General features: G+C 62.8%; 17 protein-coding genes and 1 tRNA gene. 7 read left to right on the top strand and 11 right to left on the bottom strand.

Going from position 1 to position 19,329, the window contains the following annotated elements:
* Positions 1-40: 40 nt before the first annotated feature.
* Positions 41-166 (top strand): hypothetical protein, encoded by a 126-nt coding sequence (locus tag EWM57_RS21765; protein WP_262708230.1) that lies wholly within the window; start codon positions 41-43, stop codon positions 164-166.
* On the top strand, positions 163-1,884 hold the full coding sequence (locus EWM57_RS05075) for a sodium:solute symporter (RefSeq protein ID WP_129920050.1): 1,722 nt from the start codon (positions 163-165) through the stop codon (positions 1,882-1,884). Before EWM57_RS21765 ends, EWM57_RS05075 begins: the two co-directional genes overlap by 4 nt.
* Before the next feature lie 115 nt (positions 1,885-1,999).
* Here the strand turns inward: EWM57_RS05075 and EWM57_RS05070 are convergent, their stop codons facing one another.
* The 7 genes from EWM57_RS05070 to EWM57_RS05040 form a co-directional block, all read right to left on the bottom strand.
* Positions 2,000-2,899, bottom strand: a complete 900-nt coding sequence (locus EWM57_RS05070) for a DUF2911 domain-containing protein (RefSeq protein WP_129920049.1) — start codon at positions 2,897-2,899, stop codon at positions 2,000-2,002.
* A 79-nt stretch (positions 2,900-2,978) separates the two neighbouring features.
* The gene (locus EWM57_RS05065) at positions 2,979-3,599 is read right to left on the bottom strand and encodes a hypothetical protein (RefSeq protein WP_129920048.1); all 621 of its coding nucleotides are present in this window, start codon (positions 3,597-3,599) and stop codon (positions 2,979-2,981) included.
* A gap of 51 nt (positions 3,600-3,650) precedes the next feature.
* Positions 3,651-5,486 (bottom strand): ABC transporter ATP-binding protein, encoded by a 1,836-nt coding sequence (locus EWM57_RS05060; protein WP_242509986.1) that lies wholly within the window; start codon positions 5,484-5,486, stop codon positions 3,651-3,653.
* Positions 5,487-5,595: 109 nt separating this feature from the next.
* The gene (locus EWM57_RS05055; protein WP_165370416.1) at positions 5,596-6,078 is read right to left on the bottom strand and encodes an energy transducer TonB; all 483 of its coding nucleotides are present in this window, start codon (positions 6,076-6,078) and stop codon (positions 5,596-5,598) included.
* A 102-nt stretch (positions 6,079-6,180) separates the two neighbouring features.
* Positions 6,181-7,656: a sodium:solute symporter gene (locus EWM57_RS05050; protein WP_129920046.1), complete on the bottom strand. Its 1,476-nt coding sequence runs from the start codon at positions 7,654-7,656 to the stop codon at positions 6,181-6,183.
* Positions 7,657-7,716: 60 nt separating this feature from the next.
* Complete coding sequence (locus tag EWM57_RS05045) at positions 7,717-8,733, bottom strand: MBL fold metallo-hydrolase (protein WP_129920045.1); 1,017 nt, start codon at positions 8,731-8,733, stop codon at positions 7,717-7,719.
* 92 nt (positions 8,734-8,825) lie between these two features.
* Entirely contained in the window at positions 8,826-9,416 is a 591-nt protein-coding gene (locus tag EWM57_RS05040) for a hypothetical protein (protein ID WP_129920044.1), read from the bottom strand.
* Between the two features lie 121 nt (positions 9,417-9,537).
* On the opposite strand from EWM57_RS05040, the gene EWM57_RS05035 reads away from it, so the two are divergent.
* Positions 9,538-10,104, top strand: coding sequence for a hypothetical protein (locus EWM57_RS05035; RefSeq protein ID WP_129920043.1), 567 nt, complete (start codon positions 9,538-9,540; stop codon positions 10,102-10,104).
* 221 nt (positions 10,105-10,325) lie between these two features.
* Here EWM57_RS05035 and EWM57_RS05030 read toward each other — a convergent pair whose 3' ends face one another.
* Positions 10,326-11,537 (bottom strand): MFS transporter, encoded by a 1,212-nt coding sequence (locus EWM57_RS05030; protein ID WP_129920042.1) that lies wholly within the window; start codon positions 11,535-11,537, stop codon positions 10,326-10,328.
* 120 nt (positions 11,538-11,657) lie between these two features.
* On the opposite strand from EWM57_RS05030, the gene EWM57_RS05025 reads away from it, so the two are divergent.
* Positions 11,658-12,377 carry a Bax inhibitor-1/YccA family protein gene (locus EWM57_RS05025; protein ID WP_129920041.1) on the top strand — a complete coding sequence of 240 codons (720 nt, stop codon included), beginning with the start codon at positions 11,658-11,660 and terminating at the stop codon, positions 12,375-12,377.
* Between the two features lie 75 nt (positions 12,378-12,452).
* On the opposite strand, the gene EWM57_RS05020 is transcribed toward EWM57_RS05025, so the two are convergent.
* Positions 12,453-14,288 (bottom strand): M61 family metallopeptidase, encoded by a 1,836-nt coding sequence (locus tag EWM57_RS05020; RefSeq protein ID WP_242509985.1) that lies wholly within the window; start codon positions 14,286-14,288, stop codon positions 12,453-12,455.
* Between the two features lie 108 nt (positions 14,289-14,396).
* Positions 14,397-15,059, bottom strand: coding sequence for a class I SAM-dependent methyltransferase (locus EWM57_RS05015; RefSeq protein WP_129920040.1), 663 nt, complete (start codon positions 15,057-15,059; stop codon positions 14,397-14,399).
* 159 nt (positions 15,060-15,218) lie between these two features.
* Here EWM57_RS05015 and EWM57_RS05010 point away from each other — a divergent pair, with 159 nt between their 5' ends.
* From EWM57_RS05010 to EWM57_RS05000, 3 genes are all read left to right on the top strand, one after another.
* On the top strand, positions 15,219-15,938 hold the full coding sequence (locus EWM57_RS05010; protein ID WP_129920039.1) for a phosphatase PAP2 family protein: 720 nt from the start codon (positions 15,219-15,221) through the stop codon (positions 15,936-15,938).
* A gap of 123 nt (positions 15,939-16,061) precedes the next feature.
* Positions 16,062-16,143 (top strand) — tRNA-Leu (locus EWM57_RS05005).
* Positions 16,144-16,249: 106 nt separating this feature from the next.
* On the top strand, positions 16,250-16,930 hold the full coding sequence (locus EWM57_RS05000) for a phosphatase PAP2 family protein (protein ID WP_129920038.1): 681 nt from the start codon (positions 16,250-16,252) through the stop codon (positions 16,928-16,930).
* A gap of 65 nt (positions 16,931-16,995) precedes the next feature.
* Here EWM57_RS05000 and EWM57_RS04995 read toward each other — a convergent pair whose 3' ends face one another.
* The gene (locus EWM57_RS04995) at positions 16,996-19,323 is read right to left on the bottom strand and encodes a GAF domain-containing protein (protein ID WP_129920037.1); all 2,328 of its coding nucleotides are present in this window, start codon (positions 19,321-19,323) and stop codon (positions 16,996-16,998) included.
* Positions 19,324-19,329: the final 6 nt, after the last annotated feature.

Genomic DNA, 19,329 nt, shown 5'->3' with positions numbered 1-19,329 from the left:
CTATCTTGCCGACTGATTCCGACTGCTAACTCCGCTGCCCGTGCCCGCCCCCGAAACTGACAAGCCCCCGCTGCTGCCTTCCTGGCGGGCCTGGTACGCGCTGGTGCTGGGGGCGCTGGTCGCTGAGCTGGTTTTCTTCACCCTGCTGACCCGGTTTTTCGCGTGAGCCACCTCGACTGGCTGGTGCTGGCCGGCACCCTGCTCTTTATCGTCGGCTACGGCACCTGGCGCACCCGCGGCAGCCGCGACCTGGATGCCTACCTGCTCGGCAACCGGCAGGCGCGCTGGTGGGGTATCGGGCTGAGCATCATTGCCACCCAGGCTTCGGCCATCACCTTTCTGAGCACCCCCGGCCAGGCCTACGACGACGGCATGCGCTTTATTCAGTTCTACTTCGGCCTGCCCCTGGCCATGGTTCTGATTGCCGCCGTGGCCGTGCCCATCTACCACCGCCTGCGCGTCTTTACGGCCTACGAGTACCTAGAAACCCGTTTCGACCGCCGCACCCGCACCCTGGCCTCGGTCTTGTTTCTGGTGCAGCGCGGCCTGAGCAACGGCCTTTCCCTCTACGCTCCGGCCCTGGTGCTGTCGGCCATTCTGGGCTGGAACATCAACCTGACCGTCTGGCTCATTGGCGGGCTGATGATCAGCTACACCGTGGCCGGCGGCACCCGGGCCGTGGCCGTCACCCAGCAGTGGCAGGTGGCCGTCATCTTCGTGGGCATGGTCACGGCCGGTTACCTGCTGGTGCACTACCTGCCCGCCGGCATTGGCTTCCGCGAAGCCATCCAGGTGGCCGGCTACCACGGCAAAATGAATTTGGTCGACTTTCACTTCGACCCCCAGGACCGCTACAACGTCTGGACCGGCCTCACCGGCGGTTTGTTTCTGGCCTTGTCCTACTTCGGCACCGACCAGAGTCAGGTGCAGCGCTACCTCAGTGGCCAAAGCGTGACCGAAAGCCGGCTGGGCCTGCTCATGAACGGGCTGGTGAAGGTGCCCATGCAGTTCGGTATTCTGCTGATCGGGGTGCTGCTGTTCGTGTTCTACCAGTTCAACCAGCCCCCGCTGACCTTCAACCGGCCGGCCTATCAGCGCGTGGCCCGCAGCGCTGAGTTTGGCCCCCGCCTTCGGGCCCTGGAGCAGCAGCAGACCACCCTGTTCGAGGCCCAGCGCGCCGCCAATGCCGAGTTGGTCGAAGTCCTGCGCCAGCCCGCCGGAGCCGCCCGCGCCGAACTGCTGGCCGCGGCCCAGACCCGCCTGCAAACCACCCAGGCCGCCACCCGGGGGCTGCACGCCGAGGCCCTGACCCTGCTCCGCCAGGCCTCGCCAGCTACCGAAGCCAAGGACACCGACTACGTGTTCCTCTCGTTTGTGCTGCGCTACCTGCCCTCCGGCCTGGTCGGGCTGCTGGTTGCCGTGGTGCTGAGCGCCGCCATGAGCTCCGCCGCCGCCGGCCTCAACGCCCTGGCCAGCACTACCGTTATCGACCTCTACAAGCCCGGCCGGCCCGAGCATAGTGGCCTGCACTACGTGCGCGTGTCGCGCTTCTCGGCCATTGCCTGGGGCCTGCTCGGCATCGGCTTCGCCACTTTCGCCGCCCGGCTCGAAAACCTGATTCAGGCCGTCAATATCCTGGGTTCACTGTTCTACGGCACCATTCTAGGCATTTTCGTGGTGGCTTTCTTCCAGAAAAGCATCGGCGGCCGGGCCGTGTATCGGGCGGCCATTCTCACCCAGGCTATCATCTTCGCCCTGTTTGCCTTCACCAGCATTGCCTACCTCTGGTACAATATCATCGGCTGCTTTCTGGTGATGGCCCTGGGCTGGCTGTTGCAACGCGCAGCTCCCGAAGCGGATTCTGCCGCTTCCGCCGGAGCATAGGCACGGCTTAGCCTACTGCTCCCAATCCAAAAAGCCCCGTCGAATACGTCCGACGGGGCTTTTTACGGTAGTATGCGCTAGCCACCGGCCAGCAATGGGCGGCGGCGGGCTGAGCTTACTTGGCCTTTTTGGCTTCGGCAATCAGCTCATCGTTCATCTTGACGTAATCAGTGTTCTTGGCTTCCAGAGCCAGCTTCTTCGACTGCTCGGCGGCCGTGACGGCGCCCTTGTAATCCTTCATTTTCATGCGGATTTTGGCTTCGGTCAGCACGTTCCAGAACTTGGGGTCCTTTTCATTGGCCTTCTGAATCCAGGTCAGGGCCTGCTTGAGGTCCTTGTCGTTGTCGAGGTAGTAGACGGCGGCGGCGGCGTAGTCGTTGGCCGAGGCGGCGGCGTTTTTCACCACTTTCTCGTCAATCTGGGCCATTACCTTGGCATCGACTTCGGTGGTGATTTTAAACTTGGCGCCGGTGAGCTCCCACTGCATGTCCACGTTGCCGGTCGAGGGCGTCAGGTCGGCGAAGTTCATGGTGAACGTCTCCACCTTGTTGGGCAGCTTGTAAGCTTTGGCCGAAATGCGGGCCACGTCGTCGGCCGCTTTGAAGCCGGCCACGTCGGCGCCCTGCTTGGTGTTTTTGCTCAGCACCACGGTCCAGACCGTCTTGCCCGGAATGGTGTAGAGGCCGTACTCGCCGGCCGGGATTTTCTTGCCTTCCAGCACCACGTCATCCGAAAACTTGATGGTCGTGGTGGCGTTGGCGCCCGTGCGCCAGCGCTTACCGAAGGGTACCAGGGCCTTGGACGTGGAGTCGCCGAAGATGGTGCGGCCCTTGATGCCGGGACGGGAGTAGGTGATGGTGATGTCGGTCAGGCCCACGCGCTGGGTGATGGTGCTCTTGGGGCTGGGCTGGGGCGTGCTGATCTGGGCCTGGGCCGCGGCAGTCAGCAGCAGGCCGCTGACGAGCAAGGTAGCGCCTAGGGCGCGGGAAGTCTTAACCAGAATGTTCGTCGTCATGAAAAGGGGAAAGGTGAGGTTGGACGGGGTAAAAGTAGCAAAACCTGCGGGAGGGGCAGGTTCTGAAAGGCAACGCGGATTAAGGTTTCCGGCTTAACCGCTGCAAGGCACTGAATTCTAATCCAGGTAAGTCATCCGGAATTTGCCTTACATCTATTGTATTCCACAAATCAGATTTAAACTGAAAATTAGAAATGGGAAAATAGACTACACCAGTATAGCTTGTTTCCAAGCCATATGTTTGGCTATAAGCAGAATGGCAAAATTTTCCGAAGATTGGCGTCGCAAACACCTCTACTTTCTTTTTCTGTCCTGTTGACCATTTTTTATGGACTATCTGAAGGCGGCTCCTATTTTTTGAAATTAGGTTTCTCAGACTATCTATTCCAGCAAGATACTGCGTGGTGAAATCGTAAGAAGTTTTCGGAGTTACAGAGAAAAGGTCAATTGGCTCCCCTTTGCAGCAAGAGTCAAATTTGTCCTTGGAAAACCCATGGGTCAGCAAGGGAGATAAATTTCCTTGTTTTCCTATCGAGTCAGCTGGAATTATCCAGTAGTATGTATCCTTGCCGTGTTGTGTGAACCTATAAGTTTCCTCAATAGTCAATACTATATACACCGCTGGCTTAGCTTGGCTGTAAGCATTGCTTGCTGCAAAGGATGAAAGAGCAGATGATAACGCTAGCCAAATACCATTCATATAGTTTTTTGAAGCGATATGCTCTAACTCAAATACAGTAACTAGAAGCCCTTAACTCAGCTCAAACTGCAGCTTAAGCAGATTCGCATAGAGCCCGTTTTCGCTGTGGCTGAGCTCCTCGTGGGTACCCTGCTCCACGATGCGGCCCCCGTCGATGACCAGGATCTTGTCGACTTTGCGGATGGTGCTCAGGCGGTGAGCAATGATGATGCTGGTACGGTTCTGCATGAGCTCGTCCATGGCGCTTTGCACGAGCTTCTCGCTCTCGGAGTCGAGGGCGGAGGTGGCTTCGTCCAGGATCAGGATGGCGGGGTTTTTCAGGATGGCCCGGGCAATGGCCACGCGCTGGCGCTGTCCGCCCGAGAGCTTCACGCCCCGTTCCCCGACTATGGTGTCGAGGCCCTCGGGGAAGGTGGAGATGAACTGCCAGGCGTTGGCCTTGCGCGCGGCCAAAATGATTTCCTCATCGGTGGCGTCGGTCTTGCCGTAGGCAATGTTTTCCCGAATGGTGCCGCCGAAGAGCAACGTTTCCTGGGGCACGATGCCGATGTGGCTCCGTAGCTCGGTCAGGTCGAGCTGGCGCACGTCGCGGCCGTCGATGAGGATTTTGCCGCCGCTGAGCTCGTAGAACTGCATCAGCAGCTGCACAATGGTGCTCTTGCCCGCGCCCGAGGGGCCGACCAGCGCAATCTTTTCCCCGGCCTGAATGTCGAAGCTGATGTCCTGCAGCACCGGCAAATCGGGACGGGTAGGGTAGGAGAAGGCCACGTGACGGTAGTCGATGTCGCCGCGTACCTGCAGGGGCGCCGTGCCGGCTACCCGGGGCTGGTGGCTGGGCTCGGAAGGCTCATCGAGGATTTCGAGGATGCGCTCCGAGGCGCCCAGCGTGCTTTGCACCTTGCCGTAGAGCTCGCCCAAACCGGCCACGGAAGCCCCAATAAACATAGTGTAGAGGGCAAACTGGGTTAGGTCGCCGATGGTCATCTGCCCGGCCTGCACCAGCGTGGCCGCCCGCCAGAGCACCAGCACGATACCCCCGAACAAGCCGATGATGACAAACGACACGAAGCCGCCGCGGTAGAGGTTGCTGCGCAGGGCCGCCTGCACCGTGCGGGTGAGCGAGGCCCCGTAGCGCTGGGTTTCAAACTGCTCGTTGGTGAAGGCTTTCACCGTGTTGATGCCCTGCAGGGTTTCCTCCACGATAACGTTGGTTTTGGCCAGCTCGTCCTGGGTGGTTTTGGCCAGCACCCGAATCTTCTTGCCAAAGACCATGGCCAGCACCACGATGGGCGGAAACGTGAGCAGCATAAACAACGAGAGCTTCACCGACACAACCATGATAAACACGATGCCGGCTACCAGCGTCATCACCTGCCGGAACAGCTCGGCCAGGGTCAGCGAAAACGAGTCCTGAATCACGCCCACGTCGGAGGTGATGCGGGAGGTGATGGCGCCCACGCGGTTTTTCTCGAAGTAGGGAATCGGCAGCGAGACGAACTTCCGGTACAGGCCCTGGCGAATGTCGCGCACGGTGAACTCGCTGACCTGGGTAAAGAGCCAGATGCGGCCGAAGGAGAACGAGCCCTGGAGCAAAATCAGCACGAAAAAGCCCAGCGCAATCTGGTTGATGCTAACCACGGCGCCGGTGGGCAATACCACCGGGTGCCCGCTGGCCGTATCGGCGAGCTTGCCGATAATCCAGGGAAAGGTCATGGTCGTGGCGCTGGACAGGGTCAGCAGCACCAGCCCGATGATAAACTTGGTACGGTAGGGCAGGGTAAAGCGGAAAATCCGCAGGCCCTGGCGCAGACTTTCCTTGGTTAACTTCTTCTTGGGCCCGTCCGGATCAAGGGTCGTGCCGCTGGTATTCATTCCACTTCTGGCCATATTCTTCGTTAGGGCTTAGGGCCTTGGGGCGCAGGGTGTAGCAATCATTTCTGTACCACTCTGTACTATTGAATGACCTCTAACCTCCACGCCTTACGTCCTACAACCTTTATTCAAACTTCACTTTCGTCTTCGATTTCTCGACTTGCAGATTTGCGCTGTTGCCAAACGGGACGGGCAGCTGCACCTGAATGGCCACGGGCTGGCCCTTACGGGTGGCGGGCTGCCAGGCCGGCAGCAACGCCAGCACCCGCAGGGCTTCCGCGTCGCACTCCGGGCTCAGGCCCTGCACCACGAGCGGGGAGCTCACCCGGCCGTCGGCTTCGACCGTGAACCGGGTCAGCACGTTGCCCGTCACTTTGTTGACGCGGGCCGCCTCGGGATACTTTACATTCTGCTGAAAAAACTCGCTCAGGGCCGTGGCGCCGCCCGGAAACTGCGGGGCCACGTCGGGGCGGTTGGCGGCGGGAGTGCGCTGGGCCTGCATGTGGCCGGACTTGAGCACCACGGGAGCTTTGGCCGGCGCCGGCTGCTGGGCCTGGGCCCCGAGGGCCAAACCTACGGCCGGCAAGATGAAAAACAGATGTTTCACGGGCAAAGGGAAGCTAGGTTCGCGCTGCGCCATCATTGACGAACGCGCAAAGGTACGCACAGAAACCCCGTGCCTACCGCCTGAGCTCTAACATCCCGGGACTTATACCGGGTTCAATTCCAGGTTGCGGGGCCGCGAAATAGCCAGCAGCCCGAGAAAGGTGAGCACGCCGTTCAGAATCAGAATCTCGAAGCCGAACTCGTAGCCCCACCAGGCCTTGGAGTTGATGTTGATGAAATAGGTAATCAGCGGGGCCGCCACGCACACGTAGGGCACCAGCCGGTCGTGCACGCCGCGCTGCAAAAACAGCCCGAACGAGTACAGGCCCAGCAGCGGCCCGTAGGTGTAGCCGGCGGCCTTGAAGACGGCCGTGATAACGCTCTGGTCGTTGATGGCCTTGAAAATCAGGATGATGATAATCAGGATGATGGAGAAGCCAAAGTGGGCCAGCTTGCGCAGCGTGGCCTGCCGCTTTTCCGGAAACCGGCCGATAACCAGGAAGTCAACGCAGAACGAGGTGGTCAGGGCCGTCAGGGCCGAGTCGGCGGAGGCGTAGGTAACGGCAATGATGCCCAGGATGAACACGATGCCGGCGAAGAGCGTGAAGTGCTCGGTGGCCAGGAGCGGAAACACGTTGTCCCCGATGACTTTGCCGGTCGGCCCCACGGGCAGGGCAATGCCCTTGGCGGCGGCAAACTGGTAGAGCAGCACGCCCAAAGTCAGGAAGAAGATGTTGACGAACACCAGCACGATGGTAAACCAGAACATGTTTTTCTGGGCCTCGCCGAGGTTGCGGCAGCTCAAGTTCTTCTGCATCAGGTCCTGGTCGAGGCCGGTCATGACGATGGTAATAAAGGCCCCGGAGGCAAACTGCTTCCAGAAGAACTTGTCGTCCTTGAGGTCGGAGAAGTAGATGCGCGACATCTCCGAGTTCTTCACCGTGGCCACCATTTCCTTAAAGCCCAGGTTCAGCTCCGAGGAAATCAGGTAAATGCTCACCCCCACGCACAGCAGCATAGCCATGGTCTGGAAGGCGTCGGTCCAGAGAATCGTTTTGAGGCCCCCGCGGAAGGTGTAGAGGTAAATCAGCAGGATGCTTACCGACACCGTGACCGAAAACGGCACGCCCATGCCGTCGAAGACGGCCAGCTGGAGCACCCCGGCCACCAAAAACAGGCGGAACGAGGCGCCGATGGCCCGGCTCAGCAGAAAGAAAAAGGCGCCGGTCTTGTAGCTCCAGAACCCGAACCGCTGCTCGAGGTAAGTGTAGATGCTCACCAGCCGCAGCCGGTAGTAGAGCGGCATGAGCACCGTGCCAATGACGAGGTAGCCCACCACGTAGCCCGCCACCACGGCCATGTAGCTCCAGCTCTGGGAGTAGACCATGCCCGGCACCGAAATAAAGGTGACTCCCGACAGCGAGGTCCCGATCATGGCGAAGGCCACCATGTACCAGGGCGCGTTGCGGTTGGCCACGAAGAAGCTCTCACTCGTGGCTTTGCGCGAGGTGAGCAGGGCAATGATGATCAGAATGACGAAGTAGCCGGCAATCAGGCTTAAAACCAGGGTCGGGGACATAGAAGGCGAAATGGGTGGGTAAAGATACGGCCCCCGGCCGGACTCGCCAGGGCCGGTAGGCTATTCCCAGGCCGGCCAGTTGAGCACCTCGCCCACGGCGGGCACGTGCAGCTCCCCGCGCAGCATGCCGCCCGCGGCCACGTCCTGCAGGGTCCGGATGGGCTCGGAGGCGGGCTCGTCGCTGAGGTCGAAAGTGCCGTAGTGCATGGGCACCACGTGGCCGGCGCGCAGCACGTTGGCCGCCTTGGCCGCCTCGTGGGGGTTGGTATGGCTGTGCTGCATCATAAAGGCGGGCTTGTAGGCCCCGATGCCGAGGAAGCTGATATCCACGGGACCAAACTGCCGCTCAATGTCCTCGAAGTGCCCGGCGTAGGACGAGTCGGCCCCGAAGTAGAGCAGCTTGTCCTGGGCCCGGACTAGAAAGCTGCCCCAGAGCACCCGGTTCAGGTCGTTGAGGCCCCGGCGGTACCAGTGGGAGGCGGGCAGAAAGTAGATTTCCAGCGGGGCGGCGTGGTGCAGGTCGAACTGCTGCCACCAGCCCGCTTCCTGCACGGGCACCCCGGGGGCCATGCCGTGCAGCACCGGCGTCATGCCCAGGCCCGTGAGCACCTGCATCGTGGGATTTTGCCGGACCAGCAGCTTAAAGGAAGCTTCATCGAGATGGTCGCGGTGCCCGTGGCTGAGCAGCAGGTAGTCGATGTTGGTCAGGGCCTCGGGCCGGCAGGGCAGCGGGTGGCGGCGCTTGAGGAAGGTGGAATCGAACAGCACCGGGTCGAAGAGCAGCGTCACGCCCCCCGAGCGCAGCACAAACGAGGCGTGCCCCAGCCACACCAGCCCGTCTTGCTGGCCCTGCAGAAAGGCGGTGCAGTCGACCACCGGCGGCGCCCAGGTGTCCTGCTTCTTCTCGGCCTTCTGCGGGTTTTCGGTCAGGAACTTCCAGCGAAAGACGTTGCTCAGCTCCGGGGTATACAGCTCCTCGCCATTGGCAAACTGGCGGCCGAAGCGCTTGTTGCCCGGGTCGCCGGCCTTGACGGTGCGAAGCGCTTCGTTACGGACGTAGGTGATACGGGGAGCCATGGGAGCGAAAAAGGGGAGAAGTGCGGGGGCCAAAGAAACAGCAAAGCCCCGGAAATGTCCCGGGGCCGGTAAAAAGCTGCGGCAAGAAAGGGCTAGTAGCCGAAGGGCCCGATGGCAAACGGCGAGTAGCCCGGGGCGGCCCCGTTGGAAACCCGCACCCCCCCCGACAGGGTCATGTGCTCCGAGACCTTGAAGTCGGCCCGCATATTCACGCCCGAGCCCTGGGTGGTGAAGCCCGCGTAAGGGCTGACGCCCGCCCCGAACGAGGCCGGGGTCAGGTCTTTCCAAGCTGAGCCTACCAGCGTGGTGCGCGGGGAGAGGGCGTAGGCCCCGCCCATCTGGATTACGTAGCGGTTCAGGCCCGCCGTGCCCAGGGTGCGGGCCGCCTCGGGCGTGACCATGCCCAGGCCGGGGGCAATATGCAGGTAGGTCAGGCCCGCAAATACCGACACCCGCTTGGTGAGCTGATAAGAAGCCAGCGGGGTCAGGTACGACGCCGACCCGAACCGGCCCGCCGTGATAAAGCCCGCGTTCAGGCTGTACGACACCCGCGGGGCCGACAAGCCCAGGGCCGGAGTGGCCGGAGTGGCCGGGGGCGCGGTGGTAGGCAGGGCCGTAGTTTGGGCCGCGGCGGTACCGGCCAGGGCCAGCAACAACGTCAGACTAAGCGGGATTCGGAACATAGCCAGGAAGAATAAAGACCGGATTTGCTTTGACCAAGGTACGCAAAGTGTCGGCAATGCGGGCCTCGGCCGGAAGCCGCCAATAGGTATATTGGCTGCCGTACCGCTAACTCTTATTCCTATGGCTAAAGTTCGTAACAACCTGCTGCTCCAGGGCCTGAGCGGCACGCTCGGCAAGCAGCTCACGTTTCGGCAGGTCGGCAATGATACCATCGTGAGCATGGCCCCGGCCAAGTCCGAAAAGCCCCGGAGCCCCCGGCAGCTGGCCCGGCAGGCCCTGTTTGCCGAAGCCAACTGCTACGCCCGGGCCCAGGCCGCCAACCCCGCCACCCAGGCCCGCTTCGCCGGCCGGCCCCACAAGCCCCACGGTGGCCTGCACACCATGCTCGTCGCCGACTTCCTGTGCCCGCCCACCGTGCAGGCCCTCGACCTAACGGGCTACTCCGGGGAGCCCGGCCAGTTGCTCTACGTCACGGCCACCGACAACTACGGCGTGGCCGGCGTGCACGTCAGCCTGACCGATGCCACCGGCCGGGCGGTGGAAGAAGGCCCCGCCGCGCCCGGCCCCGACGTAACCCAGTGGTGCTACTGCACCACTACCCGCGTGCCCGTGCTGTCCGGCCTGCGCATCACGGCCACCGCCACCGACTACCCCGGGCATACCGGCCACCTGGAAGTCACTCTCTGATTCGTGCTATTTCGCCAGAAGCTACCTGACTACCCGCTAACCCGAAGCCAACCCGAACGCAACCCGAAGGAAACCCGGAAGCAGCGCGAAGACAAGACGAAGCCAGGATATGGGAAATGTCCATTTTCCGGCGGGGGGAGAGCAGTGGCAGCGGGCGGCTTAGGTCGTGAAAGAAAGGGCGCTACGGCCGGGGGAGCTGGCCGGGAGGGCCGGCGCGCAGGCTACTCGGGGCGCAGGCCGCGCCGGGCCTGCCAGGCCACCGCCCCCAGGCAGAGGGCAAACCAGGCGAAGGGCAGGCGCAGGTCCAGCACCGACAGGCCCCCGAACACCAGCGTAGTAGCGAAGCTGGCCAGCCCCTGCAACGCCTGATTAAGGCCGAAGATTTCGCCCCGGTCCTCGTCGGTGGTGCGCTGGGCCAGCAGCCCCTCCAGCAGGCCCTGAATCAAGGACAGCGTGAAGCAGTCGAGCACGGTCAGGACACCCAGGCGGAGCAGGGAGTGGCCGACCAGCCCGTAGCCGGCCAGCACCGGCACGCCCACCAGGGCCAGCCAGAAAATGGCTTTCTGCTGGTTGATCTTATCGGCCAGGAAGGTGTAGAACACGTAATTGATGCCGATGCTGAGCGAGCCAAAAAACATGAAGTAGTAGGACAGCATCCGCGCGTCGAGGCGCAGGGGGCCCAGGCTGGCGAAGGCCACGAAGTAGAAGTAGTAGCCCGTACTCAGGGTCAGGGCCACCTGCATCAGCACGATAGTGCGCAGCCCGCGCCGGGGCGTGTCTTTGGCGGCCAGGCGCGACCAGAGCGTCAGCACGTTCAGGGCCCGGCTCAGCTCGGCGCGCAGCTCGGCCCCACGCACCCCGTTGCGCTGCTGGTGAGTTTCGCGCAGCAGTAGGCTCAGCACCACGTTCAGGGCGGCCAGGGCCACGGCCAGGGCCACAATGGCGTGGGCCTGCCGGCCCGGGGGCACGGCCAGCACGGTCAGCAGCAGGCCCGCCGTCATGGGCCCCAGCACGAAGCCCAGGGAGATGATGGCGCCCTCGATGCCCAGGTTCTTGAACAGCTGCTCCCGGGGCGAGATGTCGGTGATGGCCGAGCGGATGGTGGCGTACATGCCGTTGGTGAGGCCGTCGCTGACGCGGTTGGCAAACAGGAAGCCCGCCCGCACGGGCAGCAGCAGCAGGTTGGCCAGCAGCGTGCCCACGGCCGCCAGGATCAGGATGGGGCGGCGTCCGTAGCCGTCGGAGAGGCGGCCCAGTACCGGGGCCGAAAACAGCTGCACGCCCAGAAACAGCCCCGTGCCCACCGACAGCCAGAGCTGGGGCTGGGGCAGGCCGCGCACAAACTCCGGCATGCTGGGCCCAATGGCCGCGCCCACGACGACGTCGAGCAGGATAATGGTGTAAATCAGCAGCAGGCGGCGGTCGGGGGGCATCGGGGGCGAAGGTACGCCGCAATTGCGGGCGAGGACAGCCGCCGCGGAATTGGCTTTATTGCGCCAACCCAGTACTTTAGGCCGAAACCTATTGTTCTCACCTTTCCTATTTCCTTTCCGATGAACGAATTCTTACCCGAAGAGCCGCAGGCGCTCCAGATTTCTCCCGAGGAGGCCGCCCAGATTCAGGTGCGGTTTATGACCCAGGTCTACGGCTGGATGGCCGGGGCCCTGGCCCTGACCGGCGGCGTGGCCATGATAGTGGGCGCCTCGCCCGAAATTCAGGAGCTGGTTTTCGGCAACCGCCTGGTGTTCTGGGGGCTTATCATCACCGAGCTGCTGGTGGTGGGCTACCTGGGGCGCAACCTGCTGGAGATGAGCGTCAATCAGGCCGTGGGCGCCTTTACGGGCTACGCCCTGCTCAACGGCATTACCCTGGGCCTGATCTTCATGATTTACACCCAGGAGTCCATTGCTTCCACGTTCTTTATTTCCGGGGCCACCTTCGGGGTGATGAGTCTGTACGGCTTCTTCACGGGCGCCGACCTGAGCCGCTGGGGCAGCCTGCTGCTGATGGGCCTGATCGGGCTGGTCATTGCCTCGGTCGTGAACATGTTCTGGTTTAACTCCACGCTGTACTGGATTACTACCTTCGTGGGCGTGTTGCTGTTCGTGGCTTTGATTGCCTACGACACCCAGAAAATCAAGATGATGGCCTTTATGGGCCTGGGCAACGACGACCTGGACCGTAAAACGGCCGTCTGGGGCGCCCTCTCGCTCTACCTGGACTTCATCAACCTGTTCCTGTTCCTGCTGCGCATCTTCGGCCGCCGGCGGTAAGTCGCACCAAGTGAAGCCAAACAGAAAGGGGACGCCAGCTGCTGGCGTCCCCTTTCTGTTTGGCTCCGGGCTTGGCTACTTGGCCTTGCCGCTCAGCCACTCGGTGCGGAACTTCTTCATGGCTTTCGTGACGGGCTTCTTGGCGGCTTCGTAGGTCACCACTTCCAGGCTGGGGTCTTCGGCCAGCGTCACCTGGGCGGTGCGGATGCCGCCGCGGGTGCGGTACTCCACGGCCACCACGTCGCCGGGCTTGTGGGCGGCTACCAGCTCGGTCAGGGTTTTGGCACTGGTCAGGCGCTGCCCATCGACTTTGCGCAGCACGTCTTCCCGGTCGAGGCCGGCCTGGTAGAGGGGGCTGCCCACGAGGGTGCTGCCCAGCGTGGCGGTGCTGTCGGCGGCGTTGTAGACGGGGCGGGCCATCAGGCTGGCCTGCCCGGCGCGGGCCCGGCGCACCAGCAGGCCGGCCGGGGCCAGCAATTGTTCAAACTTGGGCAGCTCATGCCCCAGAATGTGCTGGCGGAAGAACTGCCCCGCGAAGGCCGTGTCCTTGCTGACCTCCCCGAGCACGCGCTGCAAGTCGGGGATGGTGTAGGGCTTGGCGGGGGCGTAGTTCTGCTGGGGCTCGCCGTGCTGCTGCCACAGGGCCCGCATGTAGGCGTCGAGGGTGGTTTTGTGCTCCTGGCGCAGCATCAGGTCGAGGGCCAGGGCGTTGGCCGCGCCGATGTAGTAGTACGACAGGTAGGTGTTGCCGCGGTTGTTGGGGTCGATGGCGGCGGCGGCGTCCACGAAGGGGGCCTGCTGGCTCATCTGCACCGGGGAGTAGCGGGCCGCGCCCGGGGAATTGAGCATAGCGCCCACCACCCCGCTGAGCGTGTACTGGCAGTACTGGTCGTCGGTGAAGATGCCGGCCCGGCGCATGACCAGGTCGCCGTAGTACTGGGTGAAGCCCTCGGCAAACCAGAGCGAGTTGCTCATGTTGGCTCGCTCAAAGTCGAAGGGCTCCAGGTCGCGGGGGCGGAGGCGCTCCACGTTCCAGCTGTGGAAAAACTCGTGCGAGACCGTGCCCAGGTTGTTCATCACGTCGTCGCCGCGCAGCTGCCGGCTGTTGGTCACCGAGGTCGAGTTGCGGTGCTCCATGCCGTCGGAGCTGGTCTGGGGCAGATAGTTGACCACGAAGGTGTAGCGGCCAAAGTCGTAGGACGGCAGGCCCCCGAACACGGCGGCGGCCTCTTTCACAATGCGCTTGGTCTTGGCCGTGTAGTCGTCTACCTCGGCGTCGGTGCCGTTGTAGAGCATGTTGATTTCGATGGTGCGGCCCAGTTCCTGCCAGGAGCGGGTTTTCTGGGCCCCGAGCGAGGTCGGGCTGTCCATCAGATACTGCAGGTGGGGGGCGTAGTAGGTGCCCTTGGCCGCGTCGGGGCGCAGCTGGGTGGCCACCTGCCAGCCGGCGGGCAGGTCGAACTTCACCTCCGCCGGGCGCTGCTCCTGCCCGCGGGCCCAGGCCAGGGTGGCGGGCATATTCAGGTGAGCATGCACGGCGTCGATGCCGGCGTAGGTGCCGTCGGTCCGGTCGCCAAACAGCGTGTAGGTGAAGCGCACCGTGCCGTCGTGCCCGCTCACGTCCCAGCCGTAGGGGTCGGGGCGGGAAACGGCCAGGGCCTGGCCTTTGGAGTCGGTGGCCTGCACGTCGTACACGTTCTTGGCAAACTCGTGCAGGGCGTAGCGGCCCGGAGAGCTGCGGGACATGCGCACCTGCAGCGGGCCGGCGGGCACCTCGGAGAAACTTACCGTGACGCGGGCTTCGTGGTGGACGGCGTTGGGAAACGCCAGGGAGTAGTGCACCGGCGCCTGGGCCAGGGCCGCCAGCGGCAGGGCAGCGGCCAGCAGGAGAGTAGCAGCGGATTTCCGCATAAGCAGGGGAGAGGGAAGTGGAATAGGACGCTTAAAAATAGAGCCCTTTCCCGCCGTTCCCGCGTTTCGCCGGATTGTTTTTTGCCGGCATCTCCCGTTGCGGCCGGGCTAGGTCCGCCCGGCGGCCGGCGGCGCTGCTTCCCGAAACACGGTAGCCTCCACCATCTCCCCGTAGAAAAGCGTCTGCTGGGCCGGGTACAAGCCCAGGCGGGCCAACTCGGCGTGGAGCGGGGGCAGCTGCCAGGCACTGATGCCGGTAGTCAGCCGAAAGAAGCCGTACATGGCCCCCAGCAGGGCGCGCTGCCAGAGCCGACGGGCCGGGCGGAAGTCGGCCAGCAGCCAGGGGGCGCCCGGGCGGCGGGCGGCAGCCAGCGGGGCCAGCACCGCCGCCAGCTCGGCGGGGCCGAACAGGTCCAGAAAGAAAAAGGTGACAATGGCGTCGAAGGACTCCGTGGGCTGCAGGGAGGCCTGGGTGCCGAGCCGGAATTCCACCTGCCCCGCGTGCCGGGGGGCGTGCTGGAGCAGGGTCGCGCGGGACTTGACCAGCATCATGGGGGAGGCTTCCACGTAGAGCACCCGGGCGTTGGGGCGGCGGGCCAGCAGCTCGAGCAGCACCCGGCCCGAACCTCCGCCGATGATAAGTACGTACGGATGCCCCGGGGGCAGGGCATCCAGGGCCCGCTGCTGGGCCTGCTGCAGGGCTTGCCCAAACACCAGCCGGGACAGAGGGTCGTAAAAAGCCGCTACCCGGTCAAATCCACCCTCAGACATAGCTCAGCGCATTAGGCATGCTGCAAAGAAATACGTTTTCCGGCGCCCCCGCTCCGCCTGACGGGCTTGGAGCAAGCTTATCGGGGAGAAGAAAGGCCGCTTGGTAACTTCCCGAACCGCCGGATAATTCACTTGCTGTTCATAAAAGACCTCCCGCCCATGACCAACCACCTGCGCCGCCTCGTCGCCGGATTCCTTCTTTTTGCGGCCGAATTTGCCGTTACGCTGGTTGTGGGGCTGCTCGGCATCGTGACCTTTCTGGCCCTGGGCCGGGCCGTGCTGGCCCAGTCGGCGGCGGCCTTCGATGCCCAGGCCTTCCGCTGGACCCACCGGCTGCTGGGCGAGAATACCGGCAACTGGGTGGAGTCGGTAACCTTCCTGGCGTCGCGCAACTGGATTACGGCCCTCGGGCTGGTGCTGATTGGCTATTTCTTGGTGCTGCGCCGCCACCGCTGGTACACGCTGCTGGTACCCGTGGTGGCGCTGGGTAGCATCACGCTGAATCTGCTGCTGAAAAGCACGTTTAACCGGCCCCGGCCCCTGCTGCCGCTCGTGTCGGCCTCGGGGTTGAGCTTTCCCAGCGGCCACGCCATGATCAGCGCCTCGTTCTACGGCCTGCTGATTTACCTGGTCCAGACCCATATGCGTCGCCACCAGACCCTGCGCTGGCTACTTACCATTGCGCTGAGCCTGCTGATTCTGCTTATCGGCCTGACGCGCGTTTACCTGCGCGTGCACTACGCCTCCGACGTGCTGGCCGGCTTCGCGGCGGGCCTGGTTTGGCTCGTTATTGCCATTCCGCTGCTGCAGAAAATCGAGCAAGCCGTAAAAAAACGAATAAAATATGAGCCGCAATTAACTGAAAAACAGCCTGAATAGCGTGTTGGGTGCTTTTTCTCGGAATTTTTTTCGCCTTAACATTGCCGAAAAGTGAAAGTGCCCCGTATCTTTGCATCATCAAAACGACACCGCCACTCGGGTAGTTGAAGTTTGATACGAGTTGCGCTTGTGGCGAAATTGGTAGACGCGCTGTCTTCAGGCGGCAGTTCCGCAAGGTGTGAGAGTTCGAGTCTCTCCGAGCGCACCCCGAAAGCCGGTCCATTTGGACCGGCTTTTTTGTTTTCCGTCGGTTCCGGCCGGGCGCAACGAAGTGGCACGGGCTGCGTTTGGGCGGGATAAACTACGCGCTTATGAAAACGGTCTGGTCGCGGCTGCTCAACCGCCTGAGCTTTCTGACGGCCGAGCTGGTCGTGGTGCTGGTGGTATTCCTGGGAGCCTTCGCCGGATTTTTCTACCTGACCCGGGTCGTGTTTGTGGAGCACTCCGTGGAGCTCGATACCTGGGCTTTCCGGCAGATGGACGCGCTGCGCGGGGCTTTGCCGGGCCTGACCACTGCCGTGCAGGTCGTCACGTTCTTTGCCTCGGCTCCGTTTCTGGTAGGCAGCGCCGTGCTGCTGCCCGCGGGCCTGGCCTGGCGCGGGCGCAAGCGGGAGGCCCAGGAAGTTTTTCTCGCCCTGGCCGGCGCCTCCCTCCTGAACCAAGCCCTGAAAACGCACTTTCACCGCCTGCGGCCCGAGTCGGCCCTGCTCCAGCAGTTCGGGCTGAGCTTTCCCAGCGGGCACGCCATGATTGGTATGGCCCTCTACGGCTGCCTGGCCTGGCTGCTGTGGCGGCACGGCCGGCACCCGGCCTGGGCGGCCCTGCTGCTGCTCTGGGCCGTGCTCATCGGCCTGACCCGCATCTACCTGCACGTGCACTACGCCACCGACGTGCTGGCCGGTTTTGCCGCGGGCCTGGGCTGGCTGATTCTGCTGCGGATGGCCCTGCGCCTGTGGTGGCGCGAAGCTCAGGTTATTGACCGGGAAGGGTAAGCCGAACAAATGTAAAAGCCCCGCCGCAGGAGTGCAGCGAGGCTTTCCGGCAGTAAAGAGGACATTTACAGGCGTACTTTCACCCGCAACGCCAGCAGCCCTTTCACGCCCTGCAGTTCTTCTAGCTCGAGTTCCTCTACCTCGGGCTCGAGCAGTTCCCGGTCCTGGAGGTAGTCGATATACTCCATGTATTCGGCGGCTTCCCGGACCTGGGCATACACCAGGGCAATATAGCCGGGCTGGGTGAGCCGCTCCCCGGTGCCGAGCACTGTGGCCTTGTCGATGCGCTTCTTGATGATTTCGTAGCGGATATTATAGGCTCCGTCCACGTCGAACTGGCGCTCATCCTGGCGGAAGCGGATGCTCAGGGACTGGCCGTGAATCAGAATCAGCTGGGTGGTTTCGAGCGGTACGGCCAGCCGGCTTTTCAGCGCGGCCGTGCGGCGGGCAATTTCTACCGTCACCAGCAGCTGCCACAGGCGCAGGTTTTTCAGGAAAACCAGGTCGAAGGGCTTGTCCTCGACCAGGGAGGCACCCACGTAGATGTTGTGCTCCACGCCGTCGGTTTTAAAGCGCTGGAAGTAGTGCGGAAACATCTGCTGGGCTTTTTCCTCTTCCTCGTCGAGGTAGTCGCTGACCGTGTCGTTGAGCAGCATCACGCTTTCCTCGAAGGCCTTGCGCCGCTTGTACACAATGCCCAGCTCGGGGTCGATGTTGGCCCAGTACTTGGCAATAACCGGCCGCAGCTCGGGGGCGTTGGCGCCCAGGTATTCAAACAGTGGCTCCACCTCGGTCCGCAGCGACTCGAAGATGCTGACCTCGTCGCCGGTCAGGATGCCCTGGCGCAGGCGCTTGAGGTTTTTGTTGACGTAGAACTTGAGCTCGTCCAGAATCGGCAGCTCCTGGTAGTCAGAGGCTTTTTTGAGCACCTTGTTGGCCAGCGTGAGGTGCTCAATCAGGTCGCCCTGAATGGCCTCGTTGCGGGCCACGCTGCTGCCGCGAATGTCGCTGGCGCCGTGCAGCGGGTACACGTCGTGGAAGACGATATCCTCCATCTCGGCGTTCTTGTTGCCGTCCTCCACCTTTTCGAGCAGGTTGCGGGCCGCGTCGGTGAAGCGCCATTCCATGGTGGGGTGAATGGCCGTGAACTTCTCCTTGATAATGGCCTGCACCCGGGTCTGGATTTCCTCGGCGTTGCGCTTGACGGCCACCGCGAACAGGGGCACAAAGTCGCGCACCTTCTCCACGCTGAACTCGTCCAGGTCGCCCACGTTGGGCGAGCCCAGCTCGAGCAGGCCTACCGTATCGTCGCCATAAGGCAGCAGGGCCAGAATGGTGCTGCGGATGCCCAGGCTCAGAATCTGCTGGCGCAGGTCCTCGGGCAGGTCGGCCTTTTCCACGTCGCTGATAACCAGCGGCTGGCGGTCCTGGAGCAGCTGGTTGTAGATCTGGCGGAAGCCCGAGGTGGCATCCTGATTATTGAGCTGCTTGGTCAGGAAGCTGTGGTTGATTTTGCGGCCAAAGTCCACAAAGGCCTTTTTCTTTTCGTCGTAGGCGGCAATGCCAAGCTGCAGAAACGGCCGGCCGAAGAGCACGCGCAGCTTTTCCTGAATCTGCTCGAGTCGGTCGGAGGCCTGCAGCACGTCGCGCTCCAGCAGGTCGTACTTGAGCTCGGAGAGGATTTCCTGCTCCGTCACGTCGACCAGGTGCAGAATGTTGAAGCCCTCAAGCTCAAATTTCTCCGGGGGCAGCAATTCCTTCCACAAATCGGCGCGGTGCAGGTTGTGGCTCAGGTGCTCGATCTGCTCGGCCGTGAGCTGGGGCTTTTCGCCTATCACGCGCACGGCCACGAAGGCCGAGTTGTAGGCCACGCCGTAGTGCCGGTACGAGCCGATGTTGTAGTCGGGAATGGTGAAGATGATGGTGCCCTGCAGAGGCAGGTGCACGCCGTAGATTTTTTCCAGAATCAGCTGGTACACCATGCGCGCCATGTAGATGTCCATGGTGCGGGCGTCGAAGTTCAGGGGCTGCTTGACGGCCTTGTTGGCGTTGAGCAGCACCTCGGCGAAGCGGGGCGTCTGGTAGAAGCTCACCCGCTGAAACGGCGGCACGGCCCCGCTGATATCGAAGGCAAAGGAAGCGGGCGGAAACACGGCCATCATCAGCGTCTCGACCAGGTCGCAGCTACAGTCGAGCACGCTCATGTCGGCAATGGGGCCGCGGCACCAGGGCGCGGCCTCCACCTGCTCGCCGATGGAGCGCGCCAGCAGGGCCAGGCCCGGGTTGGAGTCCTGCTCCCGCGACTGCCAATACGCAATGATTGGCTCGAGGCTCAGAGTACTTTTAAAGGGGAAATCCACCGACACGGGGCGGACAACGGGTTCTTTCAACATAGGTGC

Origin of the sequence: Hymenobacter persicinus (genome assembly GCF_004167665.1) — a bacterium.
Classification (GTDB): Bacteria; Bacteroidota; Bacteroidia; order Cytophagales; family Hymenobacteraceae; genus Hymenobacter; species Hymenobacter persicinus.
The sequence above is the reverse complement of the archived record's forward strand: the minus strand, read 5'-3'. Positions and strand labels throughout refer to the sequence as shown.

Excerpts from the sequence above, each read along its gene's own strand:
- EWM57_RS05070 (WP_129920049.1), bottom strand. The coding sequence starts at position 2,899 with ATGACGACGAACATTCTGGTTAAGACTTCCCGCGCCCTAGGCGCTACC.
- EWM57_RS05030 (WP_129920042.1), bottom strand. The coding sequence starts at position 11,537 with ATGCCCCCCGACCGCCGCCTGCTGCTGATTTACACCATTATCCTGCTC.
- EWM57_RS05015 (WP_129920040.1), bottom strand. The coding sequence starts at position 15,059 with ATGTCTGAGGGTGGATTTGACCGGGTAGCGGCTTTTTACGACCCTCTG.
- EWM57_RS05050 (WP_129920046.1), bottom strand. The coding sequence starts at position 7,656 with ATGTCCCCGACCCTGGTTTTAAGCCTGATTGCCGGCTACTTCGTCATT.
- EWM57_RS05065 (WP_129920048.1), bottom strand. The coding sequence starts at position 3,599 with ATGAATGGTATTTGGCTAGCGTTATCATCTGCTCTTTCATCCTTTGCA.
- EWM57_RS05025 (WP_129920041.1), top strand. The coding sequence starts at position 11,658 with ATGAACGAATTCTTACCCGAAGAGCCGCAGGCGCTCCAGATTTCTCCC.
- EWM57_RS05045 (WP_129920045.1), bottom strand. The coding sequence starts at position 8,733 with ATGGCTCCCCGTATCACCTACGTCCGTAACGAAGCGCTTCGCACCGTC.
- EWM57_RS05010 (WP_129920039.1), top strand. The coding sequence starts at position 15,219 with ATGACCAACCACCTGCGCCGCCTCGTCGCCGGATTCCTTCTTTTTGCG.
- EWM57_RS04995 (WP_129920037.1), bottom strand. The coding sequence starts at position 19,323 with ATGTTGAAAGAACCCGTTGTCCGCCCCGTGTCGGTGGATTTCCCCTTT.
- EWM57_RS05000 (WP_129920038.1), top strand. The coding sequence starts at position 16,250 with ATGAAAACGGTCTGGTCGCGGCTGCTCAACCGCCTGAGCTTTCTGACG.
- EWM57_RS05040 (WP_129920044.1), bottom strand. The coding sequence starts at position 9,416 with ATGTTCCGAATCCCGCTTAGTCTGACGTTGTTGCTGGCCCTGGCCGGT.
- EWM57_RS05035 (WP_129920043.1), top strand. The coding sequence starts at position 9,538 with ATGGCTAAAGTTCGTAACAACCTGCTGCTCCAGGGCCTGAGCGGCACG.
- EWM57_RS05020 (WP_242509985.1), bottom strand. The coding sequence starts at position 14,288 with ATGCGGAAATCCGCTGCTACTCTCCTGCTGGCCGCTGCCCTGCCGCTG.
- EWM57_RS05060 (WP_242509986.1), bottom strand. The coding sequence starts at position 5,486 with ATGGCCAGAAGTGGAATGAATACCAGCGGCACGACCCTTGATCCGGAC.